Here is a 22,273-nt window from a genome sequence, read left to right as displayed (position 1 = left end):
GATACACATATAAGGCACGAATTTATAAGGAGGAATTATATGCTAAAGGAATTTAAGGAATTCATCCGCCAAGGTAATGTCCTATCAGTCGCCGTCGGTTTTGTCATGGGTGCTGCATTCAAAGCCATCATTGACAGCGTCGTTAACGACTTAATTATGCCTATTGTTGCTCTTGCAACTGGAGGAATTGACTTCACCAACCTTTTCATCGCACTCGATGGAAAACAGTACCCGACACTTCAAGCTGCACTCGATGCAGGCGTAGCTACACTTGCTTACGGTAAACTCATTCAAGCGATCGTAACGTTCTTCATTATCGCTTTCGTACTCTTCTTAATCGTTCGTTCTGCAAACCGCTTGAAGAAGAAAGAAGAAGACAACGCACCAACCATGAAGGCATGTCCTTTCTGTAAGAGTGAAGTAGCAGTGGATGCAACACGTTGCCCACACTGCACATCTGAACTCAATTAGGAGAATTTATGAAGCGACTTGTTCTAGGACTTCTCGTCGTCGTTCTTCTCTTAGCTGCATGTGAAAGTGGCCCCACAAGCGTTCACGGTCTTTTTCAGATCGACCCACAGGATTTTGACCTCTTTACGGTCACGCGTGCAAACTATGAATCCTGGACAACGGAAACGATCTACGCTGAAATGGAAAAAGGCAAACTAGAGCTCGATAAGCCGCAAGATCTCACGAAAGATGGCGGTATTATTGGTATCGTCACGCCGAAAGAAAAGACCGATGATCTTCTCTTAGGCGGAAACGACCCCGCTCTTTATTTCTCCGTTACACCGAAAGAGACTTTTGGTCTAGGCTTCTTTGAAACACCCGCAGAACTTGAAGAATGCAAGGCTGACCCTAGCGTACTTCCAGAAGACATCAAGTGGGTGGGACCGGTTAAGATCGGTGGCAAAGATTTCTATGGTGTCACTTATCTTTACGATGAAAACGAAAAGCTTAAGACGACGGATCTCTACTGTACCGATGGGGATAAGAGTTATACCTTCTCCCTCTACGGCACACACGAGCACGAAAAGAATAAAGCGCTTCTCGATACGATTTCATTTGAAGTGCAAAAATGAGGCGAAAGCCTCTTTTTTTTGTATAATAAGAGCATGAATACCATTATGGCTCTTTTCGATGCGACCATTTTTATAACCTATCTGATCTTTGCATCCGTCTACGAAGCAGAACGCTTTCCTCTGCTTCTCGTTATCATGCTCTTTTTCCTCGCTTTTCGCATCATCTCCCTGAGCTTTTCCAAGTGGTTTTCCATTTTAAACGTCATGGGTATTTTGATCCTCTGGGATGACGGGGGATGGCTATTACTTCTACTTTATCTTCCTTACGTGCTCGTCTATTTGCACCTAAAGAAGCTCGATGAAGAAAAGCAAGCCGTCGTTTCCATTAACGATGAACTCATTATTAGGAATAACCGCCATGAACGCTATAAGCTCTTAGAAGCGAATTACCGCGATCAACTCGTTCAGAATTTAAAGCTCGAAGAAAGAAACCGCATCTCTCAGGAAATTCACGACCTTCTAGGTCATTCAATGGTCGCGGCCATTCTTCAGCTTGAGGCTGCGAACATGCTTTTAACTGAGGATCCCGAACAAGCTTCAAAGCTCTTAACTCAGTCGACCGATCTCTTAAGAAGAGGCACGGAGCGTATCCGAAAGACCGTTCGAGAGATAAAGGTGAGTCCTAAAAAGCTTAAGCTTCAAGGTTTAGAGCTCTTTTTAACAGAAGCGAGAAAGGATACATCACTTCCCATTCACTTTGAGTTTCTCGGCTCTGAAGAAGCCATTGAACTCGAATACTGGCCCGTCATCTATCAAATTGTCTCGGAATCCATCTCAAATATCGTCCGTCACGCCAAAGCGACTCAAGTCGACATCTCGCTTCAAGTCTTTACGAAGATCATTAAGCTATCGGTTCAAGACAATGGCGTGGGTGGAAGTGAGATTCAAGAGGGGATGGGCATTCGTTCCATGCGTGAAGGGGCTCAGAGTGTAGGAGCGATCTTTACAGTCGATGGATCGAAGGGCTTTTTAATCAACGTGCTCTTTAAACGAAAGGAGGTCTCATGATTCGAACAGTCATAGTAGACGATGACGAGTTGATTCGTGAAAGTCTTTCTCTACTCATAAACGGAAAGGAATCGATCGAGGTCGTAGGCACGGGAAAAAATGGCTACGATGCCATAAAGCTTTCAGAAAAAGCCGACGTCATCCTATTAGATTTAAGAATGCCTGAGATGGGAGGTCTTGAGGCTCTTAGGCGTTTAAAGGATAAGAAGGTACTCATTCTTACGACCTTCGATGACGACGATGAGATTTCAGAAGCCTTGAGTCTAGGGGCCAAGGGCTACCTTCAAAAGAGCTCTTCACCGAAGAGCATAATAAATGCTATCGTAGAAATTTACGGCGGTAAGAGCGTCTACGATGAAGTGGCGATGAATGTCTTAAAAGGTGGATTAAAGCCCAAGAGAAGCCACCAGGTGACGCTTTCCGATAGGGAACTTCAGGTGGCAGAAAAGATAAGCCAAGGGCTTTCGAATAAAGAGATTGCTGAAGAACTCTTTATCTCAGAAGGAACCGTAAAAAACTACATCACGAGCGTCCTTCAAAAGACAGGACTTGAACACAGAACACAAATTGCCATAAGTTACCTTAAGGGTGAAATATGACTTTTGTCATAATAAGAGGTGAGGATTGATACTAATCGCACCTCTTTTTTTTAGGTACCTTTAAGACAAGGAGGACGATATGAAAAAAATGATTAAAGTCGAACACTTACTAAAACGTTACGGACAAAAGATTGCCGTATCTGATATTACATTCTCTATTGATCAAGGCGAGGTCTTTGGCTTACTCGGACCAAACGGTGCCGGTAAATCTACCTCCATCAACATGATCACAGGACTCATTTCAAAAGATCAAGGACAAATTATCATTGACGGAGAGGATCTTGATAAGAATCCTTTAAAACTTAAGCACACCGTAGGTATCGTTCCTCAGGAACTTGCGATCTATCAAGATCTCACCGCCCTCCAAAATGTTCGCTTCTTTGGAGAGCTCTATGGCTTAAAAGGAAAAGAACTCAAAGAGAGTGCGGAAGAAGTTTTAGAATTCGTAGGGCTTAAGGAACACGCCAAGGCCAAGGCCAAGACCTTTAGTGGCGGTATGAAAAGAAGATTAAATATCGCCTGTGGACTCGTTCATAAGCCTTCTGTTCTGATCCTCGATGAACCGACCGTAGGGATCGACCCACAAAGCCGTAATCACATCTTAGAAAACATTCGTGAGCTCAATAAAAAGGGACTCACAGTCATCTATACGACCCACTACATGGAAGAAGCAGAGCACCTCTGTGACCGCATTGCCATCATGGATAAAGGTCAGATTATTGCTCAAGGTACACTAGAGGAACTCAGAAACCTTTTAAATGAACACCGCTTTGTAAACATTCGTACACTAGAGGGCATGCCAGTAGAGGCCATTACGAGCATCCCTGGTGTCATCAGTGCCGAGTACAGTGATGGAAATTGGCGCATCGAAACGGAGCCTAAGGGAACCCAGCTTAGAGATATCTTTGATGCCTTTGCAAAGAACAACATCGAGCCCTTAGATGTTCGAACAGAGGATTCAAACCTCGAAGACGTGTTCTTAAGTCTCACGGGAAAGAGCTTGAGGGATTAACATGAAATGGTGGAGTATCGCTAAGAAAGAATTTTTACATCTCCTCTATGCTCCCGAATCCATCTTACTTATGATTCTCTTTCCGATCGCTCTGACACTCGTCCTAGGATTAAGCTTAGAGAGTGTCATGAGTGGAACGGTGGAATTAGAGGAGACAGAGGTTCAGATCGTAAGAGAAGAAAACTTCCTAACCGACATGTACAAGGAAGCTGGCAAGGAAGCGAAGCTAAAGTTCATCGATAAAGATGAAAAAGAGATAGCAAAGGGAATCGAAGAAGGAAAGATCACAAACTATGTCGAGTACAAGGACAACGAAATCGTCGTCCATTCGAACGGTTCGAGCCTGAACTCCATTGTCATCGACATGTACTCCAAGGCCTTTGCAGGAAACGTAAACCTCGCAAACTATCTACAGAAGAATAACCGCTTAGACCTCATGCCAAGAGAATTAAATAAGGTCACAACGGTCGAAGGTATCGAGAACAAAGCGAGACCGAAGTCGATGGATTACTTTGGTATTACGATGCTAACGCTCATCATCATGTACGGAAGCTTCCAGTCGCTATCAAGCTTTGAAGGTGAGATCTACCGTGGAACCCTTCGAAGAATTAAGGTTTCTCCAGTAAACCTAGGAACGGTCTTTGTAGGAAAGATGATCGCTGTGACGATCGTGACACTCATCCAAGCGACGATTGTAATTCTAGTAAATAAGTTCCTCTTTCATGTGAACTACGGAAACCTACTCCAGTGCTACTTAGGTCTCGTACCCTTTGTACTCTTTGCAACGGCATTAGGAGCCTTCCTGTTCCTCCTCGTGGGTGGAAAGGAATTCATCTCAGGCCTCTTAAATATCGTCATCGTCGTGTTCGTATTCCTAGGTGGAGGATACATGGCTCTACCAGACGAAGGATTTTTGGGCCTCATGAAGGTTCATTCTCCTGTAGGAATGATCAACACGGGACTTATGAATAGCATCCACGCAGGAAATAACGAGATCCTCTACCAGGGAGCGAGCATTAACCTTGGACTCGCAGCTCTTATGATTATCGTAAGCTTCCTGCTCTTTACGAAGGGAGATAGTGAAATCTATGTTGGCAATCATTAAAAACAATATACGCCTGATCTTTTCAAGCGGTGGAACACTGTTTCTCCTAGTCATCTTGCCGGTTTTACTCACCGCTGTCGGACTATTACTAAGTAGTTCTAGTGGCGGAATATCGGTGAACGTTGCGATAGAAGACCTCGACCAGACGACGCTTTCAAAGAGTGTTGAGACAGAACTAAAGAGTCAAGGTATAAAGATCCTTCCTCAGGAGGATCTCAAAAAAGCACTCCTCAATGGAAACATCGACATGTACCTCACGATCGAAAAGGGCTTTGAAGAGAGCATCCTAAAGGGTGAATCCAAGGGCTTTAAGCTCACGACACTGAAGGGTCAAGAGATCACCATGCTCACAGAGATGGGTCTAAACTTCTATGAACAAAACATCCTAGCGATCCAAAAGGCATCGAATTTCAGTGACCCGAAGGAACTTATAAAGAGCTACGAAGGACTTAAAAAAGATGGATTACAGGTCAAAAGTAAGCCGTTAAATGATCAAATGAAGTCGAAGGGCATCAATGTTGCGGGAGGGTTTTTCATCTACATCCTAAGCATCAACATGCTCATGATCGGCGAAATGATCATGGTGGAAAGACAGAATAACACACTAAGTAGAATTCGACAAAGTTCCATCTCTAAGACGAGCTACATCCTAGCAAACATGGCGACAGGCGTCTTCTTTCTACTCCTAAACCTAAAGGCCGTGCAAGTTCTAACGGTTCTCTTTAAGACACCGACAAGGTTTGAAATGTTTGTCATCTGGTTCATCTACGGACTCATCTGGATCTTCATCGGAATCTTCTTTGCTCTCACCATGAGTTCAAGAAGAGCAAATAGCATCGCAACTCAGATTATTACCGTCATCGGAGCGATGCTCGGCGGTTGCTACTGGCCACTTAACCTCATGCCTGACTTTATGCAAAAGATTGCCATGATCACACCGCAGTACTGGGCAAATAATGCCATCATCGAACTACAGAGAGGAACGTCGATCTTTAAGATCAACAGTATCCTTGCACTTGCAGGATTCCTCGCACTCTTCTTCTCACTTTGCGTCTTTGCGATGAGATCAAAGAAAGCACAAGAATTCTTCGCCTAGAGATCCCAAAGGATCTCTTTTTTTATATACTGGGTATGTACAGAGTAATGATAGAAGGAGGACACTCACATGGAAACAGAGAATCTAACGATAGAAGAAACAAGGGAAGAAGAACTCAGAGAACTCATGGCCATCGAAAGACACCCAGAGAATGAACCAGAGCTCTTTGTAAGTAGCTATGAAGAGCATCTAGGGCACATGAAAGCCGATGACTACTTTCTCTTTTCGATCAAGGAGAAGGGAAAGAGTGAACTCGTAGGCTATGCCATGGTTCAGCTCTTTAAAGAGAGTCAAGTCTATCTCCTAAGGAGACTTGCATTTCTCACAAAGAACAAGGGATACGGTCAGGAAGCCTTAAAGAAGCTCATGGAACACTGCTTTAAAGACTTGGGTTACTACCGCTTCTACTTAGACGTCTATCCCCACAACAAGCGTGCTAAGCACGTCTATGAAAAGCTAGGACTCATCCACGAGGGAACGATGAGAGGAAACTACGTCTATAACGGAAAGAGACTCGATCAGGAACTCTACAGTATCTTGAAGCCTGAATATGAACAAAGCGGAGGATGTTAATCCTCCGCTTTTCATGTACTAAGATTCTAATATTGATAAATTTTTGGTATACTATCAGTAGATTGGTTCTATCATTTTACATTTCAAATTTACTCAACAACACAGATTTTGTATACAACTTCTTAAGGGCTTCGTTCGGACTCTCTCAAGGATTTTGTTTAGTAATTTCTTCATAGTACCTCCAAAAAGAAAAAGCACATAACTGTTTGAGCCAAAAGCTCTCGCAATCATGCGCCACAATAGTTACTTATACTTACGCTTTGAACCGAGTACATTTCGTTTTTCAGTCTTCCGGAGTCCTCCAGCAATGTGCCAAAGAATCCTTTAGACTTTTTACGAGGTTTCCCGATTAAAGCAGACAACAGACTCTTTCTTCGTGCCATCACTTTTCCCTTCGAACATAGGTCAATTCTATGTCGTAACCGAGGGCTTCAAGCATGTGCACAAGCGTTTTGTTGACATATCCGTCTTTCTTTTTAATAACTCGGTTGACATACTGTCCTGTAGTGCCAATCTTAGTAGCGAGCTGATCTTGAGTTAAACCAGCTTCGAGACATTTGATTTTCACGTCAAGTTCAATGTTATTTCTAAGCAATTTCACACCTCCAACTTTGCCATAAATTTTTCATAGAGCTTAGAGCCATTTTCAACGGTTTTGTGCTGGGTCATTCCGTTGTCGTAGTACACCATGAATGTAGTAGTGTGATGTTCTTTAACTTTTCTCTTAGCAGTAGAAGCACCGACAATCGCACCTATATCACCAAATAACGCACCACCGATAACCGCACGTCCAACCGCACTACCTGTGCTTACTTGGTCGGAAGAAGTGTGAGAGGTATCAATGATTTTAGTCTTTACGATCTCATAGGGGTCGGTTTCCATCATTTTTCGATATTGCTCCACAGTAATAGGCTTACCGTACTTCTTTCTACGCTGATGCTCTTCGATAGCAATATAAATCAAACAAATAAATACAACTGCAAATATTATTTCCATTATACCGGTACCTCCTTCGTTTTGTTATACCATGTAGAACGAGAAATGTTCAAAGCGGCACAGCACTCAGCCGAGCAAACCTATCCAATTTCGTCACGATCAGTTTGTCACCTTCGTGTAAAACCGAGAGGAGCTTATTAAATTCGGGACGTTCCATTTTTCTACCTGTGAATGAGTCATAGAAAATCTTTTCTACTCCGGCTTCTTTCAGTAAAAGACTCTGACCTTCAAGACTGTTACCGTCTTTAGCCTGTCCTTTGGTAGAAACACGAGCATAACCCTAAATCATGGGCTACACCTCCTAAAACTCAGCCGATATACCTCTTAATGCTGTGCATAACTTTCTATACTAGAGCCTCTTTATAGTGAGTTTACTGCAACCGTTAATGGTTTCATTCACATAAATCAATCGGACAGAAACGAATCCGAATCAACTTTGAGTTCATCAGACTCCCCAATTACATAACCGTCTTTAGGTAAACGAGTTTCTCTTGGTACGACGATAATTTTGTAATCCATCGCTCTCAGCATTTCGTTGAGTTTTTTAACGCTAACATTCTTTTGCTTGAATCGTTCAGAAAGAACATTGGACTTAATACCGAGTCGATTACATAACACAGAAGGTTTAACCTCTTTGTTTTTCATAATTTCTTTTACGGCACTCATAGTGTCCATGGTTTATCACCCCCTTATTGTTTTATGGGAATAGTGTAACACAGTTATTTCTGAGTGTCAGGATATTTCTAAGGTCTTTTTCTATTTTTTGGCTACTCGAAGCACTCACTCGTCTATATAGCGATGATGTATATCCCCCCTCGGAGGGTGTACCCGAAAGCGATCACCAGCGGCGCACCAGTGTTTCTCGCGTAGCCGGGGGTGATCCCTGGGGAGTAGCTGACAGAAAACTGGGAGGGAGGGATTCCTGCCTGAGCAGGGATGTTCAAGGATTTATGGGATCTAAAAAGCGGAGGATGTTAATCCTCCGCTTTTAACGTATAGTGATCCTGCTGTGTCTTAAAGAGCTTGTAGTAGAGACTAGATGTGTTCTGCATGAGGTTCTGGTGTGTATCGACAGCTTCGATGGTTCCTTCGTTAAGGAGTACAATCTTATCGCAGAAGACACTTGAACTCATGCGGTGAGAGATGTAGATGGCACTCTTGTTTCCTACGAGTTCATTAAAGTTCTCATAGATTTCTGCCTCTGCCATGGGATCTAAGGCACTCGTCGGTTCGTCGAGGATGACAAAGTCACTATTTTTATAAAGTGCTCTTGCGATGGCAAGCTTTTGAAGTTCACCACCACTCAGTTCCACGCCCTCCTCATGGTAGGCCTTTCCGATGAAGGTATCGATTCCCTGGGGAAGCTTCTTGAGTTTCTCTGTGAAACCGACCTCCTCTAATATTTCCTCCGCCTTCTTTCTCGCTTCCTTATCTTGGTAATCAGAACCTAAGATGTTTTCTGCAATCGAAAAGTGAAGGATTCCAAAGTCCTGAAAGATTGCCGTCACGTGCTTCATGTAGTCATCGTAGTCGTAGCTAAAGATGTTCTTTCCATTCATTAGGATCTCTCCTTCTTCTACGGGGAAGAAGCGACAGATGAGCTTGACTAAGGTAGACTTTCCAGCGCCATTTAATCCTACGAGCGAGACCTTTTCTCCCTTCTTTATAGAAAAGCTAACGTTTCTAAGAATCCATTCTTCACTTCCAGGATAGCGGAAGGAGATGTTCTTTACTTCTAGCGTTTCAAAGGGTTCTTTAAAGGGGATTCCCTCTTGGGTGAGTTGATCGTCCTTTAGAGAAAGGAAGGTCTCTATGGGTTCGATAAAGTGAATGTTGTTCTTTAGGTCAAAGATGTTTGTAACCATCTCTGTAAAGGCCGTGGAAAATTGAACGACGGCTCCTGTGTATAGAGAGAAGTCACCGAGTGAGATGGCGCCTTTTATGACTTTTCTTCCTGCATAGTAGAAGACTGAAACACTTCCTAGGATACTTAAGAAACTCATGATGCTATTCATGATGGCATCTCGTTCATCCTTTTTAATGAAGTCATGAAGCATTTCTCGGTTGTAGTAGCGGATATTATCTGCCAGGATGTCTGAGAGGTTAAAGAGCCTGACGTCCTTTTGAAAGGGTGTATCTAAAATCGCTTGTACAAAGACATTGAACTTTCTGTTGATCGGAATGATCGCTTGTAACGTCTTACGTGCTAAAGCACTTTTCTTTGCGATAATCACGAAGGTGATCAAACAGAGACTGACAAGCCCTAAAAAGAGATAGGGATTAAGCGTAAAGAGGACAGCACTCAGTCCTGTGATCACGAAAAACTTTTGAACGATGATCGTAAGAGCCGATGTAATACGTTCTACCGAACCTATGATAAAGCCCATCTGTGCTTCTTCTTTTAACTCGAGATAGTGTGGGTCTTCGAGATATCGGTAGGGTAGACTCATCATCTGTTCACTAAAGACCTTCTGTAGAAGGACATTGATTCTTTCCTTTCGTATCGTCGTAAGACGGTGGAAGGCGAGTTCAAGGAGTCTTGCGCTAAAGAGGATGAGAAGTGCTATAAGAAGCCCTTCGAGGGGTTCTTTTCCCTTTTGGATGATGTCGATAAAGAGCTTCGGGATGAAGACCATGACGAGTGTTCTCGCCGTGATCATGAGGGTCTCGAAGAAGACAGAGAGAAGGTAGACCTTATCGATCTTAAAGATTCGTTTTAAGAATTTTATGAGATTCATCTTTCCTCCTCGTTGTAGTATTTACCTTGTGTCTTAAACATCTCGTAGTACGTTCCCTTGAGATTCATGAGTTCATCGTGCGTACCGAGTTCTTTTATGTGATTGCCATCTAAAAGGAGAATGCGGTCACAGAACTTGGTTGAAGCGAGACGGTGTGAGATGAAGATGGCTGTCTTACTTTGAACGAGCTCATTAAAGTGCATGTAGATCTCTTCTTCAGCTAATGCATCGAGTGCAGCTGTCGGTTCATCCATGATGACCATGTTGCTCTTTTTATAGAGGGCTCTTGCGATGGCAAGCTTTTGTGATTCGCCACCAGAGAGGTTTACGGCATCTTCGTAGACCGATTTATTTAGCTTCTGATAGATTCCCTGTGGTAGGGACTCTACTTTTTTCTTAAGTCCCACCTTATCTAATACATCTAGAATCTCTTCATCTGTTGCTTTTTCATTCGACAGTGCGATATTCGTCTTGATGTCAAAGGGAAGGATATTTACATCCTGAAAGACCGTTCCAAACATCTGATAATGCTCTGATTTTTGGTATTCGTTCTGTGGAATGCCATTTATTCGAATTTCCCCTTCCGTAGGAGAAAAAAGTCCTGTAAGAAGCTTTACGATGGTCGTCTTTCCTGCACCGTTGGCTCCTACGATGGCGAGCTTCTCTCCCTTTGGAATTGTAAAGCTCACATCCTTTAGGACGTAGCGGTCTGAACTTGGATACTTAAAAGAAACGTGATCAAAAGTAATTTCAAGCGTTCCTTCAGGAGCTTTTAGATCACCTGTAGGTGTATTGAAGTCGTGCTCCATGAAGTTTAAAGAGGACTGGATGTAGCGCGCTTCTCCAACCATTTTCGCGATCTCTTCTACCGTCTCTTTAAGAAGAAGGGATAGGCTTATGCTTGCTGAAAGGAGCATCACAAAGTCACCTAAAAGGAGTCCTCCATTTGTCTTTTTTAGAAGCTCATAAAAGATGTATCCGTCTGTTAGTGTAAGGGCTACGACTGCGGCTAATCCTCTTAAAAAGGCTCTGTTTTCAAAGAAGGTGTAGAGTGCTGTGAGTTCATCGATCGCTCTCTTATAACCACGTGAAAGCATGTTTTGAAGCGAAAAGATTCGAATGTCTTTTCCGAAGTTAAAGTCGCTTGTTCGAAAGGAGTAATAGTTGATTCTACGAAGTGCACTCGATAATTCCGCTTGCTTTTTAAAGCGAAGCTTGGTTGCACCATCTCTCATCCAGAAGACGAGAAAGATGTTTATGAGAAGTCCGATGCTTGCAAAAGGCACGTAGCTTAAGAGGAGTGCCCCCATTAAGATGATGGAGATGAGTACAGCAGGGAGCTTAAAGAGCATGTGCATAAAGAGTTCGATGCCGTTATCATTACCCTGGGTTGAATTCATAGAAGCCATGAGGCTGTTTTCAAAGCCATAGTCTTCGATATACCTGTAATCGAGGTCTAAGTACTTTTTATTGAGATCGACCATGAAGTCGAGTCTAGCTAAAGAGAAGCGAGAGCGGGTGTAGCCAAAGGCTAGGTGATAGAAGAGGTATGTACCTCCCATGACGATTCCATAGATCAAGGTGAGCTTAAGAAAGTTCTCCGGAACATTAAGAATGGAATCGATCATGAGCTTTTGAAAGGCTACGGGGAAGGTCGTTAGGACCGTCATGCACACGGTTGCAAGAAAGATGAGAGGTAGAAACCACTTATTCTTTTTATGTAGGTACTTTATGACAAAGCCGACAATTCGAAAGAAGTGGACCTTTGGATTTAGTAGTTTTTCCATTGTTTCTCCTATAATAGGTCTTTAAGCTCATCGATTAAGATGTTTACGTTTTCTGAAACGGTCTTATAGTAGGTCTTTGAGCTAGGCTTATCAGAGAAGTCGAAGACCAGGAGGTGTTCTTCTAGGAGAGCATTGATGTGGTGACTCACCGTAGAAGGCTTTAGCTCTAAGCGTTCTGCTAATTCAGAGAGGTAGTGAGGACGCTCCTTACAGAATAGTAAAATCTGATACCGTACGGGATCCGATAGGGCTTTTAAGAGGTCGCACTTCCAGCTTAGGGGCTTTTTCATGGCATGAACGAGCGTCAGATCATGGGCAAGACTTCCGACGATTAAGATGGGCTCTTTTAATAAGTTATCGAAGAAGCTGATGCCGTTTGGAAAGACGAGACTCAAAAAGACATGCTTTGTTCCATAACTTACGGTGCCTCCACTTTGCTCAAAGACTTCATTCGTTTCTTCGATAAGTTCCAAAGAAGTTCTCTTAGGTAGTTCCTTTAGAAGTTCCTTCGATTCGGACTTTATGAGCTTTATGAGGTCATGAAAGAGCACCTTATTGCGCTCAAAGATTTCTTCAAAGTTTACGTAGAGGTCTAAGAGGGTCGAAATGAGCGTGAGGTCGTCTGTGACCTGAGTGAGCTTCTTATAATAGTATTCGAAGCTCTTAAGGCTTTCAATCTCCTCTTCTGAAAGGTCTTCAAAAAAGCTAGAAAAGAAGAAAGCCTTTGCTTTTTCCTTATCCTTTATTAGATTCGTTCTTTCGAAGAAATAGTAGATGGATATGATATGAAAAAAGTCAGAGGGTCCCATGATGTTTTCTGTAAGAAAATATCGTTTGATGTCCTTATAAGGTTCAATGATGACTCTTGCCTTTTCGATGAGGTTCTTTTCAAACTCTTGAAAGCGCTCAACCTTTTTCTTCAGTTCTCCTTCTACAGGCTTTTCTGTCGTAAACCGGTTTCCTGAAAGGACTTTTTTTATGAGTGCAGCCGCTTCCCATTCATAAAAGGGGGTTACGATTTCATCTTTTGATGGATCTAAGAGGTAAAATCCATTTCTTTCCGTTTTCATCTAAACATATCCTCCGTTTCTATCTAATACGAGAATATCACGAAAACCGAAATCGTCAAGTCTACAAAAATAGATTAGAAAGAAAGGATAGAAAAGAAAGAAAAAAGCCCGTCCAATGAACGGGCTTAAGATATCATTCTATGACGAGCTGATAGTCGTAGTTAATCGCTTCGATTGCACTATCAAAGTAGACGAGTTCTCCTTCGGGATACTTCCAGATGGCTTTAAATTTCGTAGGCTGTTTGATACCGCTTGTCGTAAATTTATACTCACCGATCTCTGTGACCCAGGGAATCATTTCGTACGTTCCGTCACCTTTGGCTACGGAGCGGTCGTTTGTGGTAAAACGGATGATTTCATCGTTTTCGTTTAAGGTGAAGATTCCAGAGGCCTTGAGGTTTCCGTGAGTGATGGTGGCCTTCACCTGCTTGTCGTCGATCACTTCATATTGAATGCTGTCATCGAGTAAAAAGCTTGGTGAGAGGAAGGACTCTGCAAGATAAGTTACAAGGCAAGCCTGATCCATCTCGGGCCCCTTTTCATCAAAGAGCGTGATGAGCTTTGCAATGACTCCCTTCATGCCACCTTTTCCTTCGATAAAGGTGTCGTAGCCTTCAAAAGGGATTCCGAACATTCGAGTGTCGATCCTTGCAATTCTCGTATGACCTTCTAGGATGTTCGTCTGTTTGTAGTCAATTGTAAGCTTGGGCTTATCTTTATCCATGATAAAGTCGGCGTCTTTAAAGTGTAGGGTGAAGAAGTTGATATCTTGTGTACCGATAAAACCTGCTTGTTCAATGTATCTTTGAAGAGGCTCAGGAAGCTTTTCAAAGTCTTCTTTCTTATAGAGCTTCATTCCTCTTTGTGTCTGTTTGGATGTGATCTTATTGACGTCCTCTTGATACGTTTTCTTCATCGGGGAATAGGGGACTAGAAACCACACGATGACGGCAATAAGGAATAGTAAAAGGGATTTAAGTAAGATGGGTAGGATTCTTTTCTTGGGCTTCATAACGTTCCTTTCTGTACTAAGAAAATCATAACGCAAAGTGGACGCTTTTTCCTCACGTTTTTCTGATTTAACGCTAAATTAAAATGTCCCTTCGCCCCAAGCTGAAACCTTACTCGGTCCTACCTCAAAATCTCCATAGCCTTCGGAATCGATCACGATCTCATTCGTATTATTTCCCGTAAAGTCTTTATAGCTTTTTCCTGCTTGATCCTCTCCCACAAACATTCGAATCGTTCCCATATCTCCAGAACTCACGACGACTGCGAGTCTTCCGGGGTGTTCTTCTGTGCCCATTCGGACCCAGCCGATGAGTGTTTCTGATTCAAAGTAATCGACCTCTTCGCCGTAGGCGTAGGTCTTTCTGATCCAAAGGAGGTTTTCTAACATCTCTTTTTTAGAGCTGATCTCGTTTAGTGTGCTCATGCCGTAGTAGTCGCCTGCAAAGATGCAAGGGTAGCCGTCTTTTCTGAAAAGAATTAAGGCGTAAGCCTGTGCTTTAAACCAGTCGTCCACGAAGCTTTCTAGTGCCTGTGAGGGCTGTGTATCGTGATTATCGACGAAGGTCACTGCGATCTCTGGATTCGTTTGTACGAGTGTTCCATCAAAGACCTTTCGAAGGTCATTTTCTTCATGAGTACTTAACTTATGAAAGTTATCGTGTAAGCGCACATCGAAGAGGTCGATGGAACCATTCATGGTTTCGATGTAGCGTGCGTTTTCTTCGTGGTCATTGACCCAGAATTCTCCCAGGCCGTAGAAGTCCTCTTTGTAGCTTCTAATATCCGTTACGAGATCTAGGATAAACTGACTACTAATGTGCTTAAGGGCATCGAAGCGGAAGCCATCGACCTTGGTCGTATCTAAAAACCACTTGGCAAAGTGGAAGAGGTCCGCTCGGACTTCGGGGTGATCGTGGTCGATGTCTGCAAACATGAGATAGTCGTAGCTTCCTCGTTCACCGCTCACGCCTTCTGCCCAGTCTTTGTTTTCTCCTAAAATCTTAAAGATCCCCGTCTTTCCTTCTAAGCTGTCGTAGTCGACTCCTGTAAAGTGATTGAAGTTCCACTGGAAGTTCGAATAGGTGTCTTTTCTTCCAGGGAAGGTGAACTTCGTCCAGCCCTTGATGTCTCTAGCATCTTGAATCACTTCGAGTCGATTATCAGGATTCATCTCGAGGGCTTGAAAGAGTTCTTCTTCATCAGCACCGGCCTTATGATTTAATACAATATCTGCATAGCAGTTGATTCCAAGTTCATGGGCTTTTTCTACAAGATCGATATAATCTTCCTTCGTTCCGTACTTTGTCGCAACCGTTCCTTTTTGATCAAATTCACCGAGGTCGTAGAGGTCATAGATGCCGTAGCCGGGGTCATCTTTACTCGTGGCTTTTGACTGAGGGGGAAGCCATAGTGCGCTTATGCCAATATCTTTATAGTGCTCTAATTCTTCCTTTAAGAACTTGAGATGCCCACCATTTCCATAACTAAACCACTCAAAGGTTTGTATTAAAACTCCGTTTTCCATAAAAAAACTCCCTCATTTTTTAAAAAGAAAAGTGATTCACCTGTTTTTAGAGATACCCTTAGGGTATATGAGTTAAGAAATCTTTTAGGAGGAAATTTAGAATGACAAAATACGAATGCACAGCATGTGGCTACATCTACGACCCAGAAATTGGTGATGAAGACGGCGGAATCGCTCCAGGAACACCATTTGAACAAATTCCAGAAGATTGGGTTTGCCCAGTCTGCGGCGTTGGCAAAGACATGTTCGAACCTGTAAGATAATAAAGGAGAATAAAATGGCTAAGAGATATAACGTTTATAAATGCGAACACTGCGGCAACATCGTTTGGGTTCTCACTGAAGGTGGTGGTGAGCTCGTTTGCTGCGGCGAACCAATGAAACATATGGAACCAAAGACAGCTGAATTCAAGAACGAAAAGCACGTTCCAATCGTTGAAAAGATCGAAGGTGGATACCGCGTATACGTTGGTTCGACAGATCACCCAATGACAGAAGAACACCACATCGAGTGGATCGCTCTTTGCACAAAGGATCAAAACTACATCCAATTCCTAGATAAGACGGCTAAGCCAGAAGCAATCTTCAAGGTTGATGCTGAGCCTGTAAGTGCTTATGAGTACTGCAACCTACACGGTCTCTGGGTTAATGAAAACCTAGCTATGGAAGATGCTCCAAAGGCTCAAAAATACATCTGCACCGCTTGCAACTACATCTACGATCCAGAAATCGGCGATGAAGACGGCGGAATTGCTCCTGGAACACCATTTGAACAAATTCCAGAAGATTGGGTTTGCCCAGTTTGCGGAGTCGGCAAAGACATGTTCAAGGTTTATGAGGGTTAGTATGCATAAAGATTTATTAAAGAAGATAAACGAACAAATCGCTATGGAAATCCATAGTGCAAACTTCTACCTCAACATGAGTGCTTTCCTTCAAGATGAAGGTTTAGATGGAATGGCTCACTGGCTATACATCCAACACATCGAAGAGTTAGATCATGCAATGAAGCTTTATCACTACATCATTCAACGTGGTGAGAAGGCAGAAATTTTAGCCATTGAAAAGCCTGTACGTAAGTTTGAAAACGTACTCGACGTTTGGAAAAAAGGCTTAGAGCACGAAAAACTCATCACCAAGAGCTTCCATGAAATGATGGATATCGCTATGGAGAATAAAGAGTACCAAGCTCTTACTTTAATCCAATGGTATTTAGATGAGCAAATCGAAGAAGAAGATAACTTCTCCGGTATCATCGACAAGCTCGAGTATACAGAGTCTGCAAAGCCTGCAGTTATGCAACTTAACGCTGCACTCTCTACTCGTGCTTACAAACCACTTCCTGGTGGATTACTCCCAATGCAAGGTGCATAGTTCAAAAGAGCCTAGTTTATCTAGGCTCTTTTTTTTGTCAAATGCAAATAATTCTTTGCACTTTTTCTCTATTTCTTGTTATAATATGAGAGACAGAAATGAAAGGAGAATTCTATGTCAATTAAAGGAACAAAGACAGAACTCGAACTCTTAAAGGCTTTTGCAGGCGAGAGCCAAGCTAGAAGTCGCTACACCATGTTTGCAAAGCAAGCTCGTAAGGAAGGCTACCACCAAATCGCTGATTTCTTCGAAGAAACAGCAGAGAACGAATACGTTCACGCTAAACGCTTCTTTAGCTTCTTAGAAGGTGGACCACTCGAAATCACAGCTACATATCCTGCAGGTGTTGTAGGAACAACAGAAGAAAACCTCTTAGCAAGTGCTATGGGCGAAGAAGAAGAGTTTAATGAACTTTATCCAGCTGCTGCTGAAATTGCAAAAGCAGAAGGATTCCCAGAAATCTCTGCTCAATTCTTAATGGTTGCTAAGGCAGAACAAGCTCACGCAACACGTTACAGAAAGCTTCTCGAAAACGTTAAGAACAACAAAGTATTTAACCGCGAGCAAAAAGTTCTTTGGAAATGTGGCGTATGTGGTTACGTTCATGAAGGTTATGAGCCACCACAAATTTGCCCAGCTTGTAAGCATCCAAGAGAACACTTTGAACTCATGGTTGAGACATACTAAGAAACAGGGGATACCCCCTGTTTTTTTATGTCTGTTTGTGAAAAAATGTTTTTTACTTTTTGAATAATTTGTGCTTTATCTGAAGCTTTTATGGATATAAAGTATTTTAAGCAAATGCCAGTAAGACTCAGAGGAGGTCGTCATGTTATTTCAAACTACACCGAGTCATGAAGAATTTCGGTTAAAAGTTCGACAACTTGCAGAGAGCGAATTAAAGCCGATAGCTTTTGAACTCGACAAAGAAAGCCGTTTTCCTAAAGAATTTATTAAAAAGCTCGCAGCCATGGGCGTCATGGGAACACCATTTCCTAAAGAATACGGTGGTCTCGGTCTCGATGCACTAAGTTATGCCATTGCCGTAGAGGAGCTTTCACGTGTTGACGGTGGTACGGGAGTTATTCTCTCGGCTCACGTTTCTCTTGGAAGCTGGCCGATCTTTGCCTACGGTACAGAAGAGCAAAAGAAAAAATATTTAGTTCCGCTTGCAAAAGGCGAAAAGCTAGGAGCTTTTGGTCTCACCGAGCCTAATGCCGGTAGTGATGCAGGTGGAACGGAAACGACAGCGATCGATAAGGGAGATTACTACCTCTTAAACGGTGGAAAGATCTTCATTACGAACGCCCCTGAAGCAGATACCTACGTCGTCTTTGCCGTAACGACACCAGACATCGGTACGCGTGGTATCAGTGCTTTCATTGTTGAAAAGGACTGGGAGGGCTTTGAGAGGAGTGCGAAGTACGATAAGTTAGGTATTCGCTCCTCCTGTACAGCAGAGCTTTCCTTTAATAACGTAAAGGTTCCTAAAGAGAACCTCCTTGGTAAAGAAGGTCAGGGCTTTAAGATCGCGATGAGTACACTTGATGGTGGACGTATCGGTATCGCTTCACAAGCTTTAGGTATTGCACAAGGCGCTTATGAAGCAGCCCTTGAATACGCCAAAGAACGCGTTCAATTTGGTAAACCCATTGCCTTCCAGCAAGCGATTAGCTTTAAGTTTGCCGACATGGCTACAAAGCTAAGAAACGCTCGTCTACTCATCTACTCTGCAGCAGAACTCAAAGAAGCGCACGTTCCATACGGTATGGAAAGTGCTATGGCTAAGATGTATGCTTCAGACATCGCTCTTGAAGTGACAAACGATGCTCTCCAGATCTTCGGTGGCTCAGGCTTCATGAAGGGAATGGACGTCGAGCGTATGTACAGAGATGCGAAGATTACGACCATCTATGAAGGAACGAACGAGATTCAACGTGTCGTTATCGCTGCGAACCTCCTTGGTAAAGAGCCAAAGAGCGAGGGCGGTTCAGGAAGTGCTCCTAAGAAAGCGGCTCCTGTTACAGGCATCCGCAAGCACGTCATCCTCGAAGGAACGAACGAAGAAAAGGTCAAAGAGCTCATCGCAAGACTTACAAAAGACGGTCACGATCTCACTGTGGGTATTGAAATCGATACACCGATCGCAAAAGCAGAGCGCGTCGTAAGTATGGGTCAAGGTATCGGCGATAAGAAGAACGTCGAACTCGTTAAGAAGGTTGCAGCAGGCTTTGGTGCTGCACTCGGTTCGAGCCGTCCTGTCGCTGAGACACTTCAATACGTACCGCTCGATCGCTACGTCGGTATGAGTGGACAGAAGTTCACCGGAAACCTCTATGTAGCTCTTGGAATTAGCGGTGCCGTTCAACACCTTAAGGGCATTAAAGATGCTTCTACGATCGTTGCGATCAACAAGAATCCAAATGCTCCGATCTTTAAGAATGCGGACTACGGTATCGTAGGCGATCTCGAAGAGATCATGCCGATCTTAATGAAAGAGCTCGATGGAAAGAAAGCGCCAGCACCAGAGATGGTCAAGATGAAACGTCCGAAACCACCCGTGCAAAAGCCGATTGGACCATCCTACATCTGTAGTGGATGTGGTTATGAATACAAGCCAGACCTCGGCGATGTTGAAAACGACATCAAGCCAGGAACGCTCTATAAAGATCTACCAGAAGAATGGGTCTGCCCACACTGTGCCGAACCAAAAGCAAACTTTATTGAAGAATAATTGGAGGAAAGAATGTATAACGTCAGAAAAGTTACTGAGAATCTCTTTTGGATCGGTGCAAACGATCATCGCCTCGAGCTCTTTGAAAATATTCATCCCATCGAACGCGGCGTAAGCTACAACAGCTACGTATTACTCGATGAAAAGACGGTTCTCTTTGATACGGTCGACTGGGCTGTCTGCAGGCAATTTTTAGAAAACCTCGCACACGTTCTAGATGGTAAGAAGCTCGATTACATCGTCGTAAACCACATGGAACCAGACCACGCAGCAAGCTTAGAAGAAGTTCTTCTTCGCTATCCTGATGTGACGATCGTAAGTACGGAAAAGGCTTTCCTCTTCATGCACCAATTTGGTCTTCCGCTCGATGGCGTAAAGCAGATTACTGTAAAAGAAGGCGATACACTTTCTACAGGAAAACACGAATTCATCTTCGTCATGGCTCCTATGGTTCACTGGCCAGAAGCAATGGTTACCTACGATAAGACGACTGGTATCCTCTTCAGTGCAGACGCTTTCGGTTCCTTCGGTGCTCTCGATGGAAAACTCTTTAGCGACGAAGTCAACTTCGAACGCGACTGGCTCGATGATGCACGCCGTTACTACACGAACATCGTTGGTAAGTACGGTCCTCACGTTATGAACCTCCTAAAGAAGGCTCAAACGCTAGATATTAAGATGCTCCTACCGCTTCACGGACCTGTTTGGAGAGAAAACATCGGTTGGTTCATCGACAAGTACGTGCACTGGGCAACGTATGAACCAGAAGAGAAGGGTGTACTCATCTGCTACGCATCGATGTACGGTAATACGGAAAGCGCAGCACAAGCACTCGCTAGTAAGCTCTGTGAAGACGGCATTACAAACATTCACATGTACGACGTCTCAAAGACCCATGTAAGCTACCTCATTAGTGACGCCTTTAAGCTTTCACACATCGTGCTTGCATCTGTTACGTATAACCTAAATATCTATCCTGTTATGCACGACTTCCTCGAACACCTACGTCTCTTAAACGTTCAAAACCGTACCATGGCACTTCTTGAAAACGGATCTTGGGCTGTTAAGAGCGGTGACTTAATGCAGGAATTCATCGAAAAGAACTTAAAGAAGATCAACCTCCTACCAGAGCGTTTAAGCATTGCTTCGATGCTTCAACCATCGAAGGAAACGGAGCTCGATCAGTTTGTTCAAGCGATCAAAGAAAGCTTCTAAAAAAATAGACTCCTCATCCTTGAGGAGTCTTCCCTTTTTAATAACTAGCTTTTCTAGAGCAGATGGAACTACAAAATTCTTCTGAGGTACAGTGAATATCATCTGAACCACAGGAAGGGCACTGAGTCGGCTGGGCGTCAGCTCTTAAAGGAAACTCATGACCACAGGCATTACACTTAAAGGGGCATTCGTGAACGAAGTAGTTTCCGCCTTCGATCACGATTGTCTCTCCTTTAATGAGAGCCTTTGTAATCTTAGCTCTTGCGACTTTTAGCGCAAGCTGAACCGACTGACGAGAGATCTGTAGCATGTTCGCACAGTCTTCTTGACTTAAGTTTTCGAGGTCTGTAAGTCGTAGGACTTCGAGCTCATCGTAACCGAGCCTTACGCTCTTACGGCGACCGTAGCGATCGCTTGCGACGAACTTCTTATATTTTGGAAAGCGTCTCACTTCACGCTTTTTAGGTGGTCTACTCATTCAATGCCTCCAGGTCTTTTGCATGAAAAGGTTGATGCGTTGCGACATATTCTTCAATGGCACCCGCATCGGTGTACTTTGTAAGTTCAGGGTCAATGGGAAGCTTTGCTAAGACCTTGGTTTGAAGTCTTGAAGCTAATTCATCGATACTTGAGGGTCCAAAGATTTCGTACTCATGACCCGTATCGGGAGCTTTAAAGTACGACATGTTTTCGATCACACCGACGATTGGAACTCTTAATGACTGTGCCATGCGGATCGACTTTTCTACGATGAGTCCTACAAGCTTTTGCGGTGATGTGACAACGATAATGCCATCGAGTGGAATGTGCTGATAGGTCGTCAGTGGAATATCTCCCGTTCCAGGTGGCATGTCGATCAGTAAGACGTCGAGTGGTCCCCAGGTGACTTTGGAATAAAAGTCCTGTAAGAGACCGATGATCACGGGGCTTCTCCAGATGACTGGATCGGCGGGGTTTTTTACGAGAAAATTCAAGCTCATGAGTTTCACGCCACCAGGGCTAACGACGGGATGAATGTATTCTTCTGTACCGATCGCCGTCTCTCCTAAAGCACCGAAAAAGCTCGGAATAGAAGGACCAGTTATATCTCCATCTAACACTCCGACGCGTTTACCCATGGCGCTCAAGGATGCTGCTAATAGAGCGGTCGTGGTGCTCTTTCCGACGCCACCTTTTCCGCTTGAAATGGCATAGACTTTGGTCGCATGAGAGCCTTCACGCATGTGGAGCTTTTCGAAAACATTTGATTTCTGTTTTGTAGGTAGCGTTTTTGGCATAATACCCCCCTTAAAATATGCATACAGTATATCACGAAACGGGGTGATAATGTTGTGTTCATGCGATGTTTC

24 protein-coding genes and 2 pseudogenes are annotated in these 22,273 nt (G+C 43.5%); 15 read left to right on the top strand and 11 right to left on the bottom strand.

The window, feature by feature from the left end; genetic code table 11:
* Positions 1 to 39: 39 nt before the first annotated feature.
* From mscL to ACUB3H_RS03165, 8 genes are all read left to right on the top strand, one after another.
* The gene (gene mscL, locus ACUB3H_RS03200) at positions 40 to 471 is read left to right on the top strand and encodes a large conductance mechanosensitive channel protein MscL (protein ID WP_459129209.1); all 432 of its coding nucleotides are present in this window, start codon (positions 40 to 42) and stop codon (positions 469 to 471) included.
* Positions 472 to 479: 8 nt separating this feature from the next.
* Positions 480 to 1,082, top strand: a complete 603-nt coding sequence (locus tag ACUB3H_RS03195) for a hypothetical protein (RefSeq protein WP_459129208.1) — start codon at positions 480 to 482, stop codon at positions 1,080 to 1,082.
* Positions 1,083 to 1,115: 33 nt separating this feature from the next.
* Positions 1,116 to 2,090, top strand: a complete 975-nt coding sequence (locus ACUB3H_RS03190) for a sensor histidine kinase (protein ID WP_459129207.1) — start codon at positions 1,116 to 1,118, stop codon at positions 2,088 to 2,090.
* Positions 2,087 to 2,689, top strand: a complete 603-nt coding sequence (locus ACUB3H_RS03185; protein WP_459129206.1) for a response regulator — start codon at positions 2,087 to 2,089, stop codon at positions 2,687 to 2,689. The genes ACUB3H_RS03190 and ACUB3H_RS03185 overlap by 4 nt, the downstream gene beginning before the upstream one ends.
* Before the next feature lie 79 nt (positions 2,690 to 2,768).
* Positions 2,769 to 3,701 carry an ABC transporter ATP-binding protein gene (locus tag ACUB3H_RS03180; protein WP_459129205.1) on the top strand — a complete coding sequence of 311 codons (933 nt, stop codon included), beginning with the start codon at positions 2,769 to 2,771 and terminating at the stop codon, positions 3,699 to 3,701.
* Position 3,702: 1 nt separating this feature from the next.
* A complete protein-coding gene (locus tag ACUB3H_RS03175) occupies positions 3,703 to 4,806 on the top strand; it encodes an ABC transporter permease (protein WP_459129204.1) in 1,104 nt (367 codons plus the stop codon).
* Complete coding sequence (locus tag ACUB3H_RS03170; protein ID WP_459129203.1) at positions 4,790 to 5,902, top strand: ABC transporter permease; 1,113 nt, start codon at positions 4,790 to 4,792, stop codon at positions 5,900 to 5,902. Before ACUB3H_RS03175 ends, ACUB3H_RS03170 begins: the two co-directional genes overlap by 17 nt.
* Positions 5,903 to 5,971: 69 nt before the next feature.
* The gene (locus ACUB3H_RS03165) at positions 5,972 to 6,475 is read left to right on the top strand and encodes a GNAT family N-acetyltransferase (RefSeq protein ID WP_459129202.1); all 504 of its coding nucleotides are present in this window, start codon (positions 5,972 to 5,974) and stop codon (positions 6,473 to 6,475) included.
* 382 nt (positions 6,476 to 6,857) lie between these two features.
* Here the strand turns inward: ACUB3H_RS03165 and ACUB3H_RS03160 are convergent, their stop codons facing one another.
* The 9 genes and pseudogenes from ACUB3H_RS03160 to ACUB3H_RS03120 form a co-directional block, all read right to left on the bottom strand.
* Positions 6,858 to 7,070 carry a helix-turn-helix domain-containing protein gene (locus tag ACUB3H_RS03160; protein WP_459129201.1) on the bottom strand — a complete coding sequence of 71 codons (213 nt, stop codon included), beginning with the start codon at positions 7,068 to 7,070 and terminating at the stop codon, positions 6,858 to 6,860.
* A 2-nt stretch (positions 7,071 to 7,072) separates the two neighbouring features.
* Positions 7,073 to 7,471, bottom strand: coding sequence for a hypothetical protein (locus tag ACUB3H_RS03155; RefSeq protein ID WP_459129200.1), 399 nt, complete (start codon positions 7,469 to 7,471; stop codon positions 7,073 to 7,075).
* Between the two features lie 49 nt (positions 7,472 to 7,520).
* Positions 7,521 to 7,739, bottom strand: a pseudogene (locus tag ACUB3H_RS03150) (recombinase family protein); the annotation flags it as partial.
* 137 nt (positions 7,740 to 7,876) lie between these two features.
* Complete coding sequence (locus tag ACUB3H_RS03145; RefSeq protein ID WP_459129199.1) at positions 7,877 to 8,137, bottom strand: helix-turn-helix domain-containing protein; 261 nt, start codon at positions 8,135 to 8,137, stop codon at positions 7,877 to 7,879.
* A 308-nt stretch (positions 8,138 to 8,445) separates the two neighbouring features.
* A complete protein-coding gene (locus ACUB3H_RS03140; RefSeq protein WP_459129198.1) occupies positions 8,446 to 10,209 on the bottom strand; it encodes an ABC transporter ATP-binding protein in 1,764 nt (587 codons plus the stop codon).
* The gene (locus ACUB3H_RS03135; RefSeq protein WP_459129197.1) at positions 10,206 to 11,996 is read right to left on the bottom strand and encodes an ABC transporter ATP-binding protein; all 1,791 of its coding nucleotides are present in this window, start codon (positions 11,994 to 11,996) and stop codon (positions 10,206 to 10,208) included. Before ACUB3H_RS03135 ends, ACUB3H_RS03140 begins: the two co-directional genes overlap by 4 nt.
* 8 nt (positions 11,997 to 12,004) lie before the next feature.
* Positions 12,005 to 13,066, bottom strand: a complete 1,062-nt coding sequence (locus tag ACUB3H_RS03130) for an ArsR/SmtB family transcription factor (protein ID WP_459129196.1) — start codon at positions 13,064 to 13,066, stop codon at positions 12,005 to 12,007.
* A gap of 133 nt (positions 13,067 to 13,199) precedes the next feature.
* On the bottom strand, positions 13,200 to 14,078 hold the full coding sequence (locus ACUB3H_RS03125) for a DUF6544 family protein (RefSeq protein ID WP_459129195.1): 879 nt from the start codon (positions 14,076 to 14,078) through the stop codon (positions 13,200 to 13,202).
* A 78-nt stretch (positions 14,079 to 14,156) separates the two neighbouring features.
* Positions 14,157 to 15,602 (bottom strand): alpha-amylase, encoded by a 1,446-nt coding sequence (locus tag ACUB3H_RS03120; RefSeq protein WP_459129194.1) that lies wholly within the window; start codon positions 15,600 to 15,602, stop codon positions 14,157 to 14,159.
* A gap of 101 nt (positions 15,603 to 15,703) precedes the next feature.
* On the opposite strand from ACUB3H_RS03120, the gene rd (ACUB3H_RS03115) reads away from it, so the two are divergent.
* The 7 genes and pseudogenes from rd (ACUB3H_RS03115) to ACUB3H_RS03085 all read left to right on the top strand — a co-directional run bounded on the left by rd (ACUB3H_RS03115) (position 15,704) and on the right by ACUB3H_RS03085 (position 20,924).
* On the top strand, positions 15,704 to 15,865 hold the full coding sequence (gene rd / locus ACUB3H_RS03115) for a rubredoxin (protein WP_459129193.1): 162 nt from the start codon (positions 15,704 to 15,706) through the stop codon (positions 15,863 to 15,865).
* Positions 15,866 to 15,879: 14 nt separating this feature from the next.
* Positions 15,880 to 16,254, top strand: a pseudogene (locus ACUB3H_RS03110) (desulfoferrodoxin); the annotation flags it as partial.
* A gap of 9 nt (positions 16,255 to 16,263) precedes the next feature.
* Entirely contained in the window at positions 16,264 to 16,446 is a 183-nt protein-coding gene (rd, locus tag ACUB3H_RS03105; protein ID WP_459129843.1) for a rubredoxin, read from the top strand.
* 1 nt (position 16,447) lies between these two features.
* Positions 16,448 to 16,975 carry a ferritin gene (locus ACUB3H_RS03100; RefSeq protein ID WP_459129192.1) on the top strand — a complete coding sequence of 176 codons (528 nt, stop codon included), beginning with the start codon at positions 16,448 to 16,450 and terminating at the stop codon, positions 16,973 to 16,975.
* A 114-nt stretch (positions 16,976 to 17,089) separates the two neighbouring features.
* Positions 17,090 to 17,662 (top strand): rubrerythrin, encoded by a 573-nt coding sequence (rbr, locus tag ACUB3H_RS03095; protein ID WP_459129191.1) that lies wholly within the window; start codon positions 17,090 to 17,092, stop codon positions 17,660 to 17,662.
* Between the two features lie 142 nt (positions 17,663 to 17,804).
* Complete coding sequence (locus ACUB3H_RS03090) at positions 17,805 to 19,709, top strand: acyl-CoA dehydrogenase family protein (protein ID WP_459129190.1); 1,905 nt, start codon at positions 17,805 to 17,807, stop codon at positions 19,707 to 19,709.
* Between the two features lie 12 nt (positions 19,710 to 19,721).
* On the top strand, positions 19,722 to 20,924 hold the full coding sequence (locus tag ACUB3H_RS03085) for an FprA family A-type flavoprotein (RefSeq protein WP_459129189.1): 1,203 nt from the start codon (positions 19,722 to 19,724) through the stop codon (positions 20,922 to 20,924).
* 37 nt (positions 20,925 to 20,961) lie between these two features.
* Here ACUB3H_RS03085 and ACUB3H_RS03080 read toward each other — a convergent pair whose 3' ends face one another.
* The gene (locus ACUB3H_RS03080; RefSeq protein WP_459129188.1) at positions 20,962 to 21,402 is read right to left on the bottom strand and encodes a DUF134 domain-containing protein; all 441 of its coding nucleotides are present in this window, start codon (positions 21,400 to 21,402) and stop codon (positions 20,962 to 20,964) included.
* Positions 21,395 to 22,201 (bottom strand): Mrp/NBP35 family ATP-binding protein, encoded by an 807-nt coding sequence (locus ACUB3H_RS03075; RefSeq protein ID WP_459129187.1) that lies wholly within the window; start codon positions 22,199 to 22,201, stop codon positions 21,395 to 21,397. The genes ACUB3H_RS03080 and ACUB3H_RS03075 overlap by 8 nt, the downstream gene beginning before the upstream one ends.
* Between the last annotated feature and the right edge of the window lie 72 nt (positions 22,202 to 22,273).

This window comes from Guggenheimella bovis, assembly GCF_054492335.1.
The sequence above is the reverse complement of the archived record's forward strand: the minus strand, read 5'-3'. Positions and strand labels throughout refer to the sequence as shown.